The following is a 16,179-nucleotide window of genomic DNA, read 5'->3' on the forward strand; positions in this document are numbered from 1 at the left end:
ATACCTCCTATAATAATGTAACCGGATTGATTTCCGCAAAAATTGTAGAATTTATTTCTTTTTTTAATTCTCCGAAAAGTTCTCGCACATCATATTTTATTATATCATCTTTATTATACCTCAAAAGGATGTGCATAATATATTTATTTTTAAGTTTATGAATAAAAGCATCCATAGGCTGGTATAATTTTACATCTTCTCTTCCCTTTTCTTTTAAGAACTCTTTTATTTTATTATATACATAATTTATATCTTCATTACTTTTACTTTCCGATTCATTTGCAACAAATATCCCGAGTATCTCCGAAAAAGGAGGATAATTCATCTTTTGTCTAAACTCTATATCATACCCATAGAATCGCCGATAATCATGCATGGAAGAATATACCAAAGTCTTGTTTTTCGGTGAATATGTCTGCATAACAACACTGCCTTCTTTTTCTGCTCTGCCCGCACGCCCGGAAGCTTGAGTACAAAGCTGAAATGTCCTCTGCGGAGAATTTATGTCCGGAAAATTAAGAGCCGTATCCGCAAGCAAAATACCTACCAATGTAACATTTGCAAAATCGTGACCTTTAACAACCATCTGAGTCCCTATGAGTATATCTGCTTTCTCATCTCTGAAATCAGACAAAATCTTCTCCATACTCCCGGATTTCCTTGTAGTATCAAAATCCATTCGCAAAACTCTCGCTTTGGGAAACAGACTCTTCACTTCGGCTTCTATTTTCTGTGTTCCCGTACCTGCCCGCTTTATTTTACTGCTTCCGCATTCAGGACAAATAATGGGAGCGGATTTTTCATAACCGCAATAATGACATTTGAGAGAGTTGGTATTCGCATGAAAAGTAAGAGAAACATCACAGTTTGGACACTGCTCTATATAGCCGCATTTTCGGCAGAATACATACGTGGAAAATCCTCGCCTGTTCATAAACAATATTATCTGTTCTCTTTTTTCAAGTCTTTCTTCTATATCTTTTTTCAAAGCTCTGCTTATTGGAGACCTGTTTCCGTTTTTCATCTCATCTGTCATATCCACTATTTTAACATCCGGAAAATCTTTACCGTTAGCTCTTTTCTTCATTTCTAGAAGTTTATACTCGCCTTTTACAGCTTTATAATAACTCTCTACACTCGGAGTGGCACTGCCAAGCACAAGTCTTGCACCGGTTCTGTCGGATATGAAATTTGCAAGTTCAATAGTATCATACCTCGGAGTTTGACTTGATTTATACGTGGTTTCATGCTCCTCGTCTATAACCATCAATCCAAGATTTTTAAATGGCATAAACAACGCGCTTCTCGCACCCAAGACAACTTTAGCCTTTCCGCTCCTTACTTTTTCCCATTCTTCCATCCTTTTGGAAATCGTAAGTTTTGAATGCATAATTGCAACTTCTCCGTTAAATCTGTAATATATATTTCTCATCATTTGAGGAGTAAGAGCAATTTCAGGAACCAAAAATAAACACTGCTTTCCTTTTTCTATCTGTTCCTTAAACATTTTTATGTATATTTCTGTTTTTCCGCTTCCGGTTACCCCATGAAGCAGAAATTTTCTAATGTCTGTTTCTTCCAAATAACTACTCAATACATTTCTTTGTTCTTCGTTCAAATCAATTTCTTCGTGTTCGCATTCATCTTCAAAATCAATATAACTGTCTTTATTTCTATAAGTTATCTTTATAAGCTCAAGCTCTGCAAGCTTATTTATAATACCTCTATTGGCTCCTGAAGATTTGACTAGAGTTTCATAAAGAAGCTCACCTTTTTCCAAATATTTTAATACCGCAATCTGTTTCTTCGCATTTTTTCTTATACAGCATAGATATCCGTCTATATTTTTATATTTACCGCTTAAAGATACTATCTCTTCTTTTTTTTCTTCTTTAACCGAATAGGACACCTCTTTACGAATTACTTCTTTTTTTACAAGGTATTTAACGATTTCTTTGAGTTCTGCCTTTGTATATCCAAGCTTTGATTTTATATAATCAAAACTTGCATCTCCTTTTCTTTTTATTATCAACTCAAGAACAGACTTATATTTTTCGTCAACCTTTTTCTCTTCATCAATGCAAGTATAAAATTCCTTTCTTTTCAGTTGTTCCAAAGAAGGCAATATACACTTTAATGCGTCAATATAAGTACAAAAATAATTGTCCCTCATGTATTTAATCATATCGATTAAATAATTTTGAACAATTACTTCCTCATCAACTATTTCCTTTATATATTTTAATTTATCGAAATCATACTCACTTTTTGAACAAATACCTACCACCAAAGCAGAAACCAAATTACTGCCTCTACCAAAATAGACAAGAACCCTCTTGCCTATTTCAATCTCGTCTATTAAATTATCAGGTATTTTATAATCGTATACTTTGTCTCCTACCGCCCCTAAGGCATCAATTAAAACATTTGCTATCATTGGTTAATTCTCAACAAAAAATTATAAAGAACTGTTTAACATTTCATTTAAATCAACACTTTTATGAACTCTATATTTTCTGTCTCCTTCTTCGATAAGATAATAACCTATTCTGTCTTCATAAACTTCTTCCACTGCTGTAGTAATAAGATTTACAAAGTGCTCGTCAACCAACTGTTCATCTCCCTCATATAACTCTCTAGAACGCTTCGCAACAAGCATAGCAAGTACATATTTATTATCAACCTTATCCAAAAGTTCATTAATAGGGGGATTTATCATTGTAAACATAACATACGTCTCCTTTATCTTTTCTAAATAGATATTTTATAACGTTTATACCTTACTTGTCAAGGTCTATCACACTTTTGTAATATTCTTTTTCTTTAAATTCTTATAAGCTTTTTCTTTTATCAAAGTATAAATCACAGCAAAAGCCGGAACACCGAGAATCATACCTAGTAAACCAAACAACCCTCCACCGACTATAATTGCAAATGTAACGAACAAGGCATCAAGCCCCACCGAGCTGCCTACAACATTCGGATATATTATATTTGCATCAACCTGCTGTAAAATAACAACAAAAATTATAAATACAATCGCATAAGTCGGTTTTACCATGAAAAGAATGAGAACACTCGGTATTGACCCTATCCAAGGTCCGAAATACGGTATAATATTCGTAAATCCGACAATGGTTCCTATCAAAAGAGCATAAGGAACTTTTAAAACCGCAAGCCCTATACCACAAAGAACCCCGATAATTATCGCATCTATAATTTGACCACCGATAAAATCAGAAAATGTTTTAGATGTCAGTTCCGTCACATCTAAAACTCTTTTCGCCTTTTTTTCACTTAAGAAAGCTTTAACCAAAACTTTATATTGATAAATCAAATGATCTTTATCTATTAAAAGATAAATGGATACTATAACCGCAATCGCTATATTTATAACATTAGACGCAAAATTAGAAACAAATGCAACTATTCTTGGCACAGCATCCGACAAAATATTTTTTATGGTAGAAATAATTGTTGTACTCGCTTTTTGAATGGTATCAAGCATCGCTTCATTTATAATGAATTTATCGAGCATACCGTCTATAAAATCAAATAAATTCTTTGAATATTCCGGAATATAATTTATAAGACCAGATATACTCGTTATGAGCTGAGGTATTACAAAAGAAGACAAAAGTACAACGAATAATACAACAAAAACATATACACATAATATAGAAAGCCCGGAACGAATCCCTAGTCTTTCCTTGTTTTTCTTTTTTAACTTAATAAACACTTTATCCCTAAAACCTATGAAAGGCTTATTCAAAATGAATGCCAAAGCAAACCCCATTATAAAAGGAGAAAGTATACCAAAAGAAGTCGAAACCACCCTAAGAACACTGCTGAAGTTGGTGATTACATAGTAAAATAAAATCGCATAACTTATTAATAATATATACTTCTTTAATTCTCTTTTTTCCAAATTATCCATATATAACTGTAACCTCTTTGTTTCTTGTTAACTAATACTAATATATATATAGTTAAATGTCAATAAATCTAATTTTTATTATAACCCTTAAGTAAAAGTATAATCAACTTTTAAATATTTAGAATAATCCCAAAAAACAAAAAAACGTAAAATTTAAAAGACACTCTCATGAGTGTCTTAAATTGCAAGTTGATTTCTCAACTCTTCGTTTACTATTTTTATATACGTTCCTTTCATCCCAAGGGATCTGGTTTCTATTATACCTGCACTTTCGAGCTTTCTCAAAGCATTTGAAACAACAGACCGTGTAATGCGAGCTTCCGTTGCTATTTTACTTGCAACAACAAGACCTTCCCCTTCTACTTCATCAAATATCATCTTAACGGCTTCGATCTCCGAATAAGACAATGTCGACAGTGCCATCTTGGCAGCTGCAACATCAGCATTGTTTTTCTTTTTCTGGTCTTGAATGTATCTTAAAAGTTCCATAACAACAATAGCGGCAGAATATTCACAAAGAATTATTTCATCATCGACAAACTTTCCGCCATACTTACAAAACAGTAATGTACCTATTCTTTCTCCAAGCCCGTTTATAGGTACAATCGTCATATATCTGTCTTTATAAACACAAGGTCCTTGAGACCCAAATGTACAAACCGGACTTTGCTCATATACATTTTCAACCGTATCCGTATAAGATAAAAGTTTTTTTGTGAAATTTTCAGGAAAATGAGTTTCCTCATTTGAATAATAGGTCAAATCACATTTGTACTCATCACTGGTTGAATATGCCAATATAGTACCGTCTATTTCGGAAATATAAACGTTAACTTTCAATATCTTACTAAGCTCATTTGTAAGTTCTTCAAACGATACCGCTTCTATAGCAGTAAGCTTGAGAATTTCGTTTAATTTCCTGATTCTATCAAGTAAAACCGATTCCATTATTTTATACGTCCTCCAAAAAATAATATTAATTATATATTACACTAAAATAAAACACTTTTCAATAAATATTCTAAATGTTTTGAATACTCTTAAATTTTCTGACAATAGTATACATTTAATTCTCTCTCAGAATACAACCTAAATACACTCTATATCCCTTCGGCAATTTTTAGTATTTTCCTAAACCAGTTATTTATGGTTGAACGACTTATCGGAGGAGTAAACATATTTGATAAATCATTCAAAGAAGCCTCGGGATTTTGAAGTCTCAACTTTGCCAAAGTAATTATAGGCTCATCAAGATAATTTATCCCGTATCTGTCTATTATTTTATTTATGGCATTTATTTGTTTAAGAGCCGTATTTACGGTTTTATCCATATTGGCGGTTTCACAGTTGAGTCTTCTGTTTACATTGTTTCTCATTTCCTTTATAACTTTAGTGCTTTCTATCTCGAGTACAGCATTGTGAGCACCTATATTTGCGAGAATTTCTGTTATCATATTTGAATCTTTCGTATATATTACATAAGACTCTTTTCTCTTTACATATTTTAAATATATGTCTATACTCTTTAAAAGCTCTATGAGATTCTTCGCATATTCGAATTTGTTAAAAACAAACTCAATTTGATACCCCTTCTTTTTCGGATCACTTACATATCCGCAGGATAAAAACACAGCTCTCATGTAGTGGCGTATCTCGCTTACCGTAGGTAATATATCGTGCGTTATGGTATTATTTATTTCAAATCCACGGCTGAAATCAATTATATTAAAATAATCGAGAATATTCATTGAGTCGCTGCTTTCAAGAACTATCAGATTATATAAGAAATGCCCTTTTCTGAGATTACTCTTTTTTGCCGCAATTTCAAGATTTATACCAAACAAATCTTTAACAAGAGTAAAAATCCTTCTGGCAACAGACGGATTTTCGGTTTCAAATACCAAGTTAAGACGACCTTTTCCTTTTAATGACAAAGAACTGAGACAATGCAAATATCCGTATAACTCACATTCTTTTTCATACAACGTATTAAGCGTTATATGACACAAATTATTCTTTATATCACTGCAAAAGCTCATATTTACTCCTTAACTCAATTGATTTCGACAAAAGAATTTTCTCCGTTTATAACGACATTTACATTTTCATCCGTTGAAGTCGGAATATTTTTCCCCACAAAATCAGCTCTTATCGGAATCTGTCTGTGTCCCCTGTCCACAAGTATCGCAAGCTGGATTTTTTTCGGTCTCCCAAAATGAAATATACACTCCAAAGCCGCTCTTGTGGTTCTGCCGGTAAAAAGTACATCATCAACTATAATAACCGACTTGTCATTTATATTGATACCTATATCCGATATCTTTTCGGTTTTTTTATTATCATCCCTAAACGGTCTTATATCGGCAAAAGTTACAGGGACTATAGTATCTTCCATACTGCTTAAATGGTTGGCTATCATCTTTGCCAAAGAAACTCCACCGTTTTTTATTCCGACTATAACCAAATTTTCCACACCGTGGTTTTTTTCTATTATCTCATAAGATATTCTCTTTATGCTCCTGTTAATGTCATTATTTGTCATTAAAATTTTCATTGCTTTCTCCAATAAAATATTTTGAATTAATACCGTATTATGTTATAATTGTAGCATATTTATAAAAAATTGTCCAAATATAGAGGTGCATGAATGAAACAAATCAAATCATTTTTAATATATACAATATCCTTTTTATTCTTTATATTGCTTACGGCATCATTCTTCAGCGACAAATATTTAAAAGATGCTTACTCAGTAAATATAACGGGAAAAACTTTGTATTATGCTTTTGCCGGCAATCTGGATGATTACATAGAAGGAAAAATATCCGACGAAGAAGACATCTCTCTATCTTCTTTAAATAAAGATTACTCAACCACATATGAAGAAGGAGATGCAAATGATAACGTATTGAGTTACAAGCTTATATTATATTACTTGGATTTCTTGTCAGATTCTCCAAACAACGTCCTTGACGGCACAACAAAAAATGCAATCATCGAATATCAAAAAGGCAGAGGCTTAAAGGAAACCGGAAAATTAGATAAAACAACCATGCAAACACTTGACAGCGAGGTTGTGGATTATAAATCCGGCAAATCAAGTGAGGATATAAAAAGATACAACTATATCCTATACTATTTGGGATACATCGAAGATGAACCAAACAGCAATTTTACAGCAGAAACAAAAGTTGCATGCGAAGAGTACCAAAAAGAAAAAGACCTACCTGTTACAGGAACCATCACGGCTCAAACGAGAAAGAGCCTTGATAACGAAACATTGACTTATAAAGAAGGACACCGCGGTAACATAATCAAATCGTATCAGGAAATATTAATAAGACTCGGCTATCTAAAAGGCGAGGCAAACGGAACATTTGACAAAAAAACAACAAATGCGGTAAAAAAATACCAAACCGAAAACGGCTTTGCTTCAAGCGGTATGTTGGATGTAAAAACAAGAGAAGCATTGGATAAAGAGAAATAAAAGACGAAGGTAAATACCTTCGTTTTTTTATTATAAAAAACATCTATTGCAAATTTTTATAAGAGTATTAAAAATTACATTATAAATAAATGAAATATATGCTTTATTAATATATCTATTAGGTATATAATAAAAACAAAAAACGGAGAAAAATATGATTAAATACGGTATTTTAAGCACAGCGTCAATAGTTCCAAGATTTGTAAAAGCGATAAGAGAAAGTGAAAATGCAGAAGTTGTGGCAATTGCATCCAGAGAAATCGAAAAATCCAAGAAAAAAGCGGAAGAATTAGACATCCCTAAATATTACGGTACTTACGAAGAACTGTATAACGACAAACAAATAGATGTAATATACATTGCAACAATCAACTTTGCCCACTATCAAAACATTAAGGATGCTTTGAATGCAGGTAAACACGTAGTATGCGAAAAACCTATGGTATTAGAAAAATCTCAGGCGATAGAACTGTTTAATCTTGCTGAAGAAAAAGGACTTTTTTTGGCAGAAGCACAAAAAGAAGTATTTCTGCCTATAACAAAAAAAGTAAAAGAAATAGTGGAAACAAAAGAAATAGGCGAAATAGGACTTTTGGATTTCGCAACATCTTTTCCCGGAGATTATAACCCTTGGACGCTTGACTTATCCAAAGGTGGCGGAGTATTCTTCACAAATGCGGTATACTGTATAGAATATATTGAATTTGTAATCGGCAAAATAACCGATTATTCAGGAATGAGGCTAATAAGCGAAGAATTCAAGGGCGATAAGGAATGTATATTAAACTTCAAAATCGACAATAAAACTTTAGCCACAAGCAAAATTTCGGGATATATACAATTCCAAAACAAACTTGTCATTTACGGAACCGGAGGATATATCGAAATAGATAATTTTTACAAAGCGGATAAAATGACAATACATTACTATGACGAAAAAGAAGACAAAATCATAAATCATCCGGCATCATGTGAAATGACATATGAGGTAAATCACTTTAACAACTGTATAAAAAAAGGCAAAACCACAAGCGATATCATAACAAAAGATATGACAATCCATGCAGTTGAAATACTGGAAAACATACAAAACTCATGGAAATAAGAATGAAACGAATTTAAGCAAATACTATCAAAACTAAAAAACAAGTATATCTATTAATAGTATACTTGTTTTTATTGTACATCCTTAAATACACAGTTATATATATATTTTTTTTTAACGATATTAAATAATTAATTTATTATCTTTAGTGCAGATATCTTCTTTTTATAAACTGAACTATACATATACCGATTCCCGCAAAAGATATTAAAGAAATACCGACATAAAGAACTATATTTGCATCATCTCCCGTCTTTGGTGTTACAGAAGAGGCTTTTAATTCTTTATCAGAAGAAACACTTACACCTTTGCTAACGTTGGTATTATCTTTATACCCCTTACTTAATTTATTATTTTGACATTTTTAATATTTTATTTATGATTTTTTTTAGTATATATGTATAAGTTTTAAATTTTAAGTTTAAACACAATGTTTATTTAGTAAATGTAAAGTTTATCATATATTAGTGCATATTTTTTGTTATGTAATAAAAAATATTTATTCCCGGTTTTATTATTTGAAAGTTGCGTATTCAAGAAAAATTTCTTAGACTTTTATTTGTTTTTTAGTATTCTTTTTTATTTTTATATAATATCAAGCATATAATGCAACATGCACTAATTGCAAATAAAGATAGATATAAATCTATATTTGTATGGTCGCCTGTTTTTGCACTTTGTTTATTATTTACCGATTCGTTCTTAATTGTATTATCTTTGTTTGTATTATTTGAATCATTCGGATTAACCGGCATATTTTCATTTTCTTTAAATTCCCATGTTCCTATAAACTGTATATAACCTTCATCGTTTAGATTGTCAGCATTTGCAATCTTGCTATCAGCATCATACCCTTCAAATGTCCATACTCCATCAGATACTTCAAACTTTAATTGAGTTGGATTATTTGCGGTAACTGTATCTCCTTCATAGTATTTTGTAGAATCTGTAGGTAATAAATCAATTATTTCATCTGGAAGACTCTTTTCAGATGTTCCACTTTCAAAAGAATAAAGAACTCTGTATGCATCTTTTTTAGCTACTTGCCACATATCATAATCTGCTTTATCTTTTGTATCAGCATCTGCAAGCTTCTTAAAGTACAGACCTTCTGATTTTGCATTTTCATTTGCTAATTCAAAAGTTTTTTCACTTGTTTTTAATGCATTGATATAGTTTTGCCCAACAATAGGTTTTCCTTCTTTTGAAGTATCATTTTTATCAACAAGCGTCACTGCTGTACTTCCTTTTGCTATTCCTAAGATTTCTAAAGGAATCTTTTTATCAGGATAATTTTCATCACCTGTGAAGACTAATAAATTCAATTTACTTGTAGTCGCATTATAATTTCCACCAATAATCGTTGGTACAAATACGCTCCATGTACTGCCAGTAATTTCAGCATTTCCGTAGATTTTATCTGTATAGTCATTTTTATTAAATGTATATGTATCATTGTTACTTGTCACAACTGTATTACTATATGCATTGTCGTCTTTATGACCATATCCAAATGCCGCGTAATCATTCATTACAATATTAGAGTTCTTGGTATTTGTTGTAGCCGTAACATAAAGAAAACCATTTGCAACCCAAGTACCATGATCCATTGTCAAAGCACCTTTCGAAAAAGCTTGCTTATTCGTTGTTAATTTTGAATTTGAATTGATATTTATATCATAAATATTAAACGCATTCTTTTTTTCATTTCCTAAGGTTACATCTGAATCATTGGTAACATTCATTTCTGTAAAATAGCCGACAATTGGAATAGAAGTTTCAGCTTTATCAAAATTAAGCACGGATCTTTCTTTTGTATCTGTATTATTCACTCCCCAAACTCCGGCTGTATCACTTGTAAACACTGGTTTCCCAGTAATATTAATATCCATGTTACCAACTACAGTACCACCATAGCCATATATTCCTGATAAAGAACCACCATTTAAATTTACCGTTACATTCTTTCCAACTGTTGCATAAACCGATATAATACCACTTTGATAATTGGAACTATTTCTTAAATCAATATTAGTAGCATTAATAACAATATCTCCATTAACAACTGAGCCCGTTGTTGCAGAGTCATCAACACCAATAATATCTTCTAAATGTGAGCCATTAGCATTTATTGTTACATTCCCTTCAACTGACGCCGATTCTGCACCCACAATCCCTGGTGGATCACTTTCTAGAGCATCACCTTTATTCCATCCCCAAACATTTTCATATGTATCAATCGTTACATTGCCACCCACTTGAAATAGGTTTCCTGTTAAATTTATTTTTTCTCCTGCTCCAACAATATCCCAGTTACCACCAATCAAACAAGTTCGATCCGTACCAGCATACGCAGGATCTCCAACAATAATATGTATATCTCCATCAACAATAGATTGCTTTGGATCTTCTCGCATACCTTCAATTCCTACTGTGTAACCAGATTTAACCTGTACAGTTACATTACCTTTTACATGAGAATTATAAGCACCAACAACATTTTGTGGCATTGTATCTTTAATTGGACTATCAAGAATAAGCGTTACATTGCCTCCTACATAAGGTTTTTCTGTATTTGGCTTATCACCACCATAAGCGGTTGATTTGTTAGTACCTACTAGATAATTACCGCCTTCGTCAGTTCCGTAAGTAATATTTCCTGCAAGTTCAAGATAAATATCGCCTTCTACAGAACCTTTATAACTACCGCCAACAACTACATTTTCCATATCGGCAGTGTTGATTTTTCCTGTACCGTTTATTTTTACATAAACGCTTGGCACAGTCTTTGCTTTTCCACCACCATAAAGAGTACCAGAAATCGTAAACTCACAACTCGCTGTAAAAATGGTTTTATATCCACTACAATACAAGGTTCCAGCAGTTGCCTTTACATTATCTAATGTTACATCACCTACCAATTCACTTCCAAGAGTAAGTGCGTGTTTTTGTCCGTCTGTACTTTTCACAGTAATGGATTTATCAACAACACCAACAAACTTCACATTACTTCCAATATCAGCATTTAACACAATCGTTGCTGCTGTTCCTTGACTGTTTTTAATCTGCTCTAATGCATTTGTCAATTCATCAGCATTATAAACCTCATAAGTATTTCCTTCTGTTTGCAACAGATTATAAGTTGTCTCAACATCAGTAAGATTTTCCTTTTCTTCTGTTGGAATTTCCTCTTCTGTTTTCTTTTCCACTAATTCAGTTACTTCAACTGGTATCATTTCTTCCTTTTCTATGCCATCTTTGAAATAATCTACTACAAATTCATATTTCCCATTTTCAGATACATTATAAGTAACCTCTGATAAATCCTCTACTTTTTCTGTACCGTTTGGTAATGTTACTTTTTCTAACTGAATATTTTCTGTATCAGTAAGCTTTAATGAAATCGTCACTTCTGTTTTATCTTCGTTCATTTCTTGTGTAACTTCATATTTAAGTAAAGAAGTAACTTTTTCTTGTGCAAATACAGTTTGAGGTATCATGCTTAATACCATAGCAGGTATGAGCAAATATACCATTAACCTTTTAATTAAGTTCATGTTCATATTTCCTCCTTATATCTTGAAGTCAAATACATTTTAATATATAAGTAAACCATAAAAAGTATACTTTTTGTAACATTTATGATATATTGTAATAGACTTCGAGTCTTTACTCGATATTATTAAATTTAAATATTTATATTACATTTTATATTTAGTTATTAAGCATTTTTGCTTATCACAAAAAGTATACATTTTTTTCACGAAAAATCTTATTTTCGAATTTTCTGATAATTTTATCTATTCATGAACCAAAAATAAAAAAGAGCTTAAATAAGCTCTTAAAAAAAATTATCCATCATTTTCAAATAATGTCTTAAACAATTTCTTTTCTTTTTTTATTTTCTTTTGCTCTGTTTAACAAACTGTTCTCCTCTACAAACAACCCTCTTGCCAATTTGACTATCTCAGATGTAACCAAAGGCACCAAAGATAAAGTCAACACAAAATCCCACTTTTCAATCTCCAAAGGAGATAAAACAAATATCTTTTGAAATACAGGGATAATCACAACAAAAATCGCAAGTAAAGCAGATATGATGTTTGCAGCTATTAGAGTTTTGTTTCTAAGAGGTGAATTATCAAATATACTTTCCTTAACCGCACGAACATTAAACGTATGGAACAATTGAGACAAACAAAGTATCAAAAAAGCAAAGGTTCTTCCCACTTCCAAAGAATAGTATGTATTACCAAACCAAAAACCAACTAATGTAACACAGCCTATCATCAAACCTTCAAGCAAAACTCTGATACTAAAGCCCGGAGTAAATATATTCTCACCTTTTTTACCCGGTTTTTGCTTCATTATATCTTTGCCGTTATCATCAACACCAAGCGCCAAAGCAGGCAGGGAATCTGTTACCAGATTTACCCATAAAATATGTACCGGAAGCAACGGCATAGGAAAATTAAACAGTGTAGCCAAAAATAACGTAAATATCTCCCCTATATTACATGATATCAAAAAGTGTATCGCTTTTTTTATATTTTGAAAAACGCCTCTACCCTCTTTAACAGCCATTACAATCGTAGAAAAATTATCGTCACACAAAACCATATCAGAAGCGTTCTTCGCAACATCCGTACCTGTAATGCCCATAGCACAGCCTATATCTGCCATCTTCAAGGCAGGAGCGTCGTTAACGCCGTCTCCGCTCATCGCAACTACATTATTTCTTCTTTGAAAAGCCTTAACAATTCTGACCTTGTCCTTCGGAGAAACCCTGGCATACACACTTACATTGTCTATTCTTTCTTCTAAATCTTCATCACTGAGTTTATCAAGCTCAAGTCCAGTAAGGCATTCTTCACCTTCACTCAGTATTCCTAGTTCTTTGGCAATAGCTTGAGCCGTAAGCTTATGGTCTCCTGTTATCATGACAGGTTTTATACCTGCCTTTTTACATGTTTGAATAGAATCGAAAACCTCTTCTCTTGGAGGATCGATCATAGCAGTCAATCCGACAAATATCAAATTATCTTCTATATCGTCTTTTAAAGGTATATTATCAACCACTTTATAAGCATAACCGAGAACTCTGTAAGCATTTTCAGAAAGGTTATTTACCTCATCCAAAAAGGAAAGCCTAGCTTCGTATGTCAATTTTTTTACTTTATCTTCACAAACATAATGCGTACATTTATCTATTAAAACATCACTGGCCCCTTTCGTATAAACGATATACTTACCTTCTTCACTGTATACACTACTCATCATTTTCCTTGCAGAATCAAAGGGAAGTTCCATAAAACGTTCTTTTTTATCCCTCGAAATTCCTCCGCATCTTGCAAGCTCTATAAGCGCTATTTCAGTGGTATCCCCGACTTTTATTTCATTTCCTTCTTCATCATAATTGATATTGGCATCATTACAGTCGTATGCTATATTCATCAGCATTTTTAATGCAATACTCTTATTTGTGGAAAATTCCTCTTTGTCTATTGTTCTTCCTGCCACATAAACTTTTTCCACGCTCATTTTATTCATTGTAAGAGTTCCCGTCTTATCCGAACAAATAACATTTGCACTTCCCAAAGTCTCCACGGCATGCATTTTCCTTATAATTGCACCCTTTTTACTTAACCTTGTAACGCCAATGGATAATACTATCGTAATTACACTGGGAAGACCTTCGGGAATTGCCGCAACGGCAAGAGATATACTCGTCATAAACATATCCAAAGCTTTATTTCCGTGAAAAAATCCTATCGCAAAAATCAAAGCGCAAATAATGAGGCATCCTATCGATAAAACAGTACCTATCTCCTGAGTTTTTTCAGCCATAGGCGTAATCGTATCATCTTCACTGTTGATCATTTTTGCAACCTTGCCTATTTCTGTATCCATACCCGTTGAAGTAACAACATATCGGCATTTTCCGTATGTAACGATTCCGGATGAAAATACCATATTTTTCCTGTCTGCAAGAGAAACTTTGTCCATTTCTATTATATCGCTGTTTTTATCTACAGGTATGCTTTCACCGGTAAGAGAGGACTCGTCCACTTTTAAATTCACACTTTCCAATATTCTCCCGTCCGCCGCAATCAAATCTCCGCTTTCGGCAAAAACAACGTCCCCCACAACAACTTCGGGAAAAGGAACTTTTATAACCTGTCCATCCCTATATACTTTAGCTTCATTCACGCTGAGTTCTTTTAACGCTTCCAACTCCCCGTCGGCTCTGTACTCTTGAAATGCCGCTATTAATGCATTCACAAAAACGATGACAAGTATGATTAAAGCATCGCTGGCTTGTCCTATGAAAAAAGAAACTGCACTTGCTACCAATAATACCAAAATCAAGAAATCTTGAAACTGGCTCAAAAATATATCGAGAAAAGTATGTTTTTTCTCTTCAATAATTATATTCTCCCCGTATTTTTCAAGACGGCTTTTGGCTTCCTCACTTGTAAGCCCGTTTTTTTCATCACTTCTTAACATATTTATAACTTCATCTATTTTTATATTAAAAAACATAACATGCCTCCTTATAAAAAATTATATTAAATACAAAAGGTACAATTTATCATATTTTGACAACAAAATATATTGGATTTTAGTTTTATGTACTTACCGACAATATTAAAATTTTTAAAAGATAAAATTATTATTAGAAAGAATTTATAGCATTCAAATTAAAATAAAAAACCGCTCAAAAGAGCGGCAAAACAAATAGAATATATAAATATGAAAACTGCCAAACCTTAAAATCATACCGGGATATTTTTAAATATGTAGTCATTCCCGTTATAGTTAAAAGTAATCGTGATACTTTTTACATTACTGTTAAAAGGTAGAAATCTGACATTTAAAGTTTCTTTATATTTAAGAGGTTCATCTACGGGATAATCATCGAAAAAGAAACTTATAGGTTTATATTCCATACCAAGGTTATCTATGGCCTTTAAATTATTTATCTTATGGTTGCTTATAGGATTTCGGTTTTTATTCTCAACCAAAAAAACGAGATAAAATGAACTTTTATTTCCGCTCATCCAAGAATATGTTATAAAATAATTTTCATTTACAATCCTTTCCAAGTCTATGCTTATCCCGTCCTTTAACTGATAATACGTACTCTTTCCGTAATCTTTCTTTAATAATTCTTTCATATTGACCGGCACGTTTTTTTCTATATTCGATATGGGAAAAGTACTTTTATTGAACATGAGTGTAAAAACAACAAGCCCTATAAAAACAACACTTAAAAATGCGATGAAAATCCTTAAAAATTTATTTTTCTTCATAATAAAAATATATTAACAACTTTTATATATATGCAAAATAACATAAAAAATATAATTTTATATTAAGTTTGTGACTAAAATGTGACCACTTTCGACAAAACCATTGACTACGAACTAACGTTCTAATAAAATATAAAAAAACGAAAAGAGGCACTAAAATGTTCAGCAAATTATATTCAGGAAGTATAATCGGAGTAGATGGAATAATAGTCAGTGTGGAAATTGATATTATAAGTAAAGCTCTGCCATCAATAGCAGTAGTTGGACTTGCCGATGTTGCGGTAAAAGAATCAAAAGAAAGAGTATTTGCCGCAATCAAAAACAGCGGCTTTCAAAT

General features: G+C 32.3%; 11 protein-coding genes and 2 pseudogenes. 3 read left to right on the plus strand and 10 right to left on the minus strand.

Annotation, left to right across the window (positions count from 1 at the left end):
- Nucleotides 1-7 precede the first annotated feature (7 nt).
- The 6 genes from priA to pyrR form a co-directional block, all read right to left on the minus strand.
- A complete protein-coding gene (priA, locus tag QZ357_RS08495) occupies nucleotides 8-2,437 on the minus strand; it encodes a primosomal protein N' (protein WP_290776183.1) in 2,430 nt (809 codons plus the stop codon).
- A gap of 21 nt (nucleotides 2,438-2,458) precedes the next feature.
- On the minus strand, nucleotides 2,459-2,728 hold the full coding sequence (gene rpoZ, locus QZ357_RS08500) for a DNA-directed RNA polymerase subunit omega (RefSeq protein WP_290776185.1): 270 nt from the start codon (nucleotides 2,726-2,728) through the stop codon (nucleotides 2,459-2,461).
- 69 nt (nucleotides 2,729-2,797) lie between these two features.
- Complete coding sequence (locus tag QZ357_RS08505; protein WP_290776186.1) at nucleotides 2,798-3,937, minus strand: AI-2E family transporter; 1,140 nt, start codon at nucleotides 3,935-3,937, stop codon at nucleotides 2,798-2,800.
- 177 nt (nucleotides 3,938-4,114) lie between these two features.
- Nucleotides 4,115-4,885 carry a GTP-sensing pleiotropic transcriptional regulator CodY gene (gene codY, locus QZ357_RS08510; RefSeq protein WP_290776187.1) on the minus strand — a complete coding sequence of 257 codons (771 nt, stop codon included), beginning with the start codon at nucleotides 4,883-4,885 and terminating at the stop codon, nucleotides 4,115-4,117.
- Nucleotides 4,886-5,037: 152 nt separating this feature from the next.
- Nucleotides 5,038-5,976: a DNA-binding protein WhiA gene (whiA, locus tag QZ357_RS08515; protein WP_290776188.1), complete on the minus strand. Its 939-nt coding sequence runs from the start codon at nucleotides 5,974-5,976 to the stop codon at nucleotides 5,038-5,040.
- A gap of 14 nt (nucleotides 5,977-5,990) precedes the next feature.
- The gene (pyrR, locus tag QZ357_RS08520; RefSeq protein ID WP_290776190.1) at nucleotides 5,991-6,491 is read right to left on the minus strand and encodes a bifunctional pyr operon transcriptional regulator/uracil phosphoribosyltransferase PyrR; all 501 of its coding nucleotides are present in this window, start codon (nucleotides 6,489-6,491) and stop codon (nucleotides 5,991-5,993) included.
- 93 nt (nucleotides 6,492-6,584) lie between these two features.
- Here pyrR and QZ357_RS08525 point away from each other — a divergent pair, with 93 nt between their 5' ends.
- Both QZ357_RS08525 and QZ357_RS08530 read left to right on the plus strand, forming a co-directional pair.
- Nucleotides 6,585-7,424, plus strand: coding sequence for a peptidoglycan-binding domain-containing protein (locus tag QZ357_RS08525; protein ID WP_290776192.1), 840 nt, complete (start codon nucleotides 6,585-6,587; stop codon nucleotides 7,422-7,424).
- A 154-nt stretch (nucleotides 7,425-7,578) separates the two neighbouring features.
- Complete coding sequence (locus tag QZ357_RS08530; RefSeq protein WP_290776194.1) at nucleotides 7,579-8,529, plus strand: Gfo/Idh/MocA family oxidoreductase; 951 nt, start codon at nucleotides 7,579-7,581, stop codon at nucleotides 8,527-8,529.
- Nucleotides 8,530-8,674: 145 nt separating this feature from the next.
- Here QZ357_RS08530 and QZ357_RS09845 read toward each other — a convergent pair.
- From QZ357_RS09845 to QZ357_RS08545, 4 genes and pseudogenes are all read right to left on the minus strand, one after another.
- Nucleotides 8,675-8,785 (minus strand): annotated as a pseudogene (locus tag QZ357_RS09845) (hypothetical protein); the annotation flags it as partial.
- A gap of 310 nt (nucleotides 8,786-9,095) precedes the next feature.
- Nucleotides 9,096-12,086, minus strand: a complete 2,991-nt coding sequence (locus QZ357_RS08535; protein WP_290776196.1) for an SHIRT domain-containing protein — start codon at nucleotides 12,084-12,086, stop codon at nucleotides 9,096-9,098.
- A gap of 319 nt (nucleotides 12,087-12,405) precedes the next feature.
- Nucleotides 12,406-15,072 (minus strand): calcium-translocating P-type ATPase, PMCA-type, encoded by a 2,667-nt coding sequence (locus tag QZ357_RS08540; protein WP_290776198.1) that lies wholly within the window; start codon nucleotides 15,070-15,072, stop codon nucleotides 12,406-12,408.
- A 233-nt stretch (nucleotides 15,073-15,305) separates the two neighbouring features.
- A complete protein-coding gene (locus tag QZ357_RS08545) occupies nucleotides 15,306-15,707 on the minus strand; it encodes a hypothetical protein (RefSeq protein ID WP_290776200.1) in 402 nt (133 codons plus the stop codon).
- Nucleotides 15,708-16,000: 293 nt separating this feature from the next.
- On the opposite strand from QZ357_RS08545, the pseudogene QZ357_RS08550 reads away from it, so the two are divergent.
- Nucleotides 16,001-16,179: pseudogene (locus tag QZ357_RS08550) on the plus strand (hypothetical protein); the annotation flags it as partial.

Origin of the sequence: Anaerofustis sp., from assembly GCF_019420015.1 — a bacterium.
Lineage (GTDB): Bacteria > Bacillota > Clostridia > Eubacteriales > Anaerofustaceae > Anaerofustis.

What these genes read in the sequence shown, in the direction of transcription:
- priA (WP_290776183.1), bottom strand. Translation starts at nt 2,437, where the DNA reads ATGATAGCAAATGTTTTAATTGATGCCTTAGGGGCGGTAGGAGACAAA.
- rpoZ (WP_290776185.1), bottom strand. Translation starts at nt 2,728, where the DNA reads ATGTTTACAATGATAAATCCCCCTATTAATGAACTTTTGGATAAGGTT.
- QZ357_RS08505 (WP_290776186.1), bottom strand. Translation starts at nt 3,937, where the DNA reads ATGGATAATTTGGAAAAAAGAGAATTAAAGAAGTATATATTATTAATA.
- codY (WP_290776187.1), bottom strand. Translation starts at nt 4,885, where the DNA reads ATGGAATCGGTTTTACTTGATAGAATCAGGAAATTAAACGAAATTCTC.
- whiA (WP_290776188.1), bottom strand. Translation starts at nt 5,976, where the DNA reads ATGAGCTTTTGCAGTGATATAAAGAATAATTTGTGTCATATAACGCTT.
- pyrR (WP_290776190.1), bottom strand. Translation starts at nt 6,491, where the DNA reads ATGAAAATTTTAATGACAAATAATGACATTAACAGGAGCATAAAGAGA.
- QZ357_RS08525 (WP_290776192.1), top strand. Translation starts at nt 6,585, where the DNA reads ATGAAACAAATCAAATCATTTTTAATATATACAATATCCTTTTTATTC.
- QZ357_RS08530 (WP_290776194.1), top strand. Translation starts at nt 7,579, where the DNA reads ATGATTAAATACGGTATTTTAAGCACAGCGTCAATAGTTCCAAGATTT.
- QZ357_RS08535 (WP_290776196.1), bottom strand. Translation starts at nt 12,086, where the DNA reads ATGAACTTAATTAAAAGGTTAATGGTATATTTGCTCATACCTGCTATG.
- QZ357_RS08540 (WP_290776198.1), bottom strand. Translation starts at nt 15,072, where the DNA reads ATGTTTTTTAATATAAAAATAGATGAAGTTATAAATATGTTAAGAAGT.
- QZ357_RS08545 (WP_290776200.1), bottom strand. Translation starts at nt 15,707, where the DNA reads ATGAAAGAATTATTAAAGAAAGATTACGGAAAGAGTACGTATTATCAG.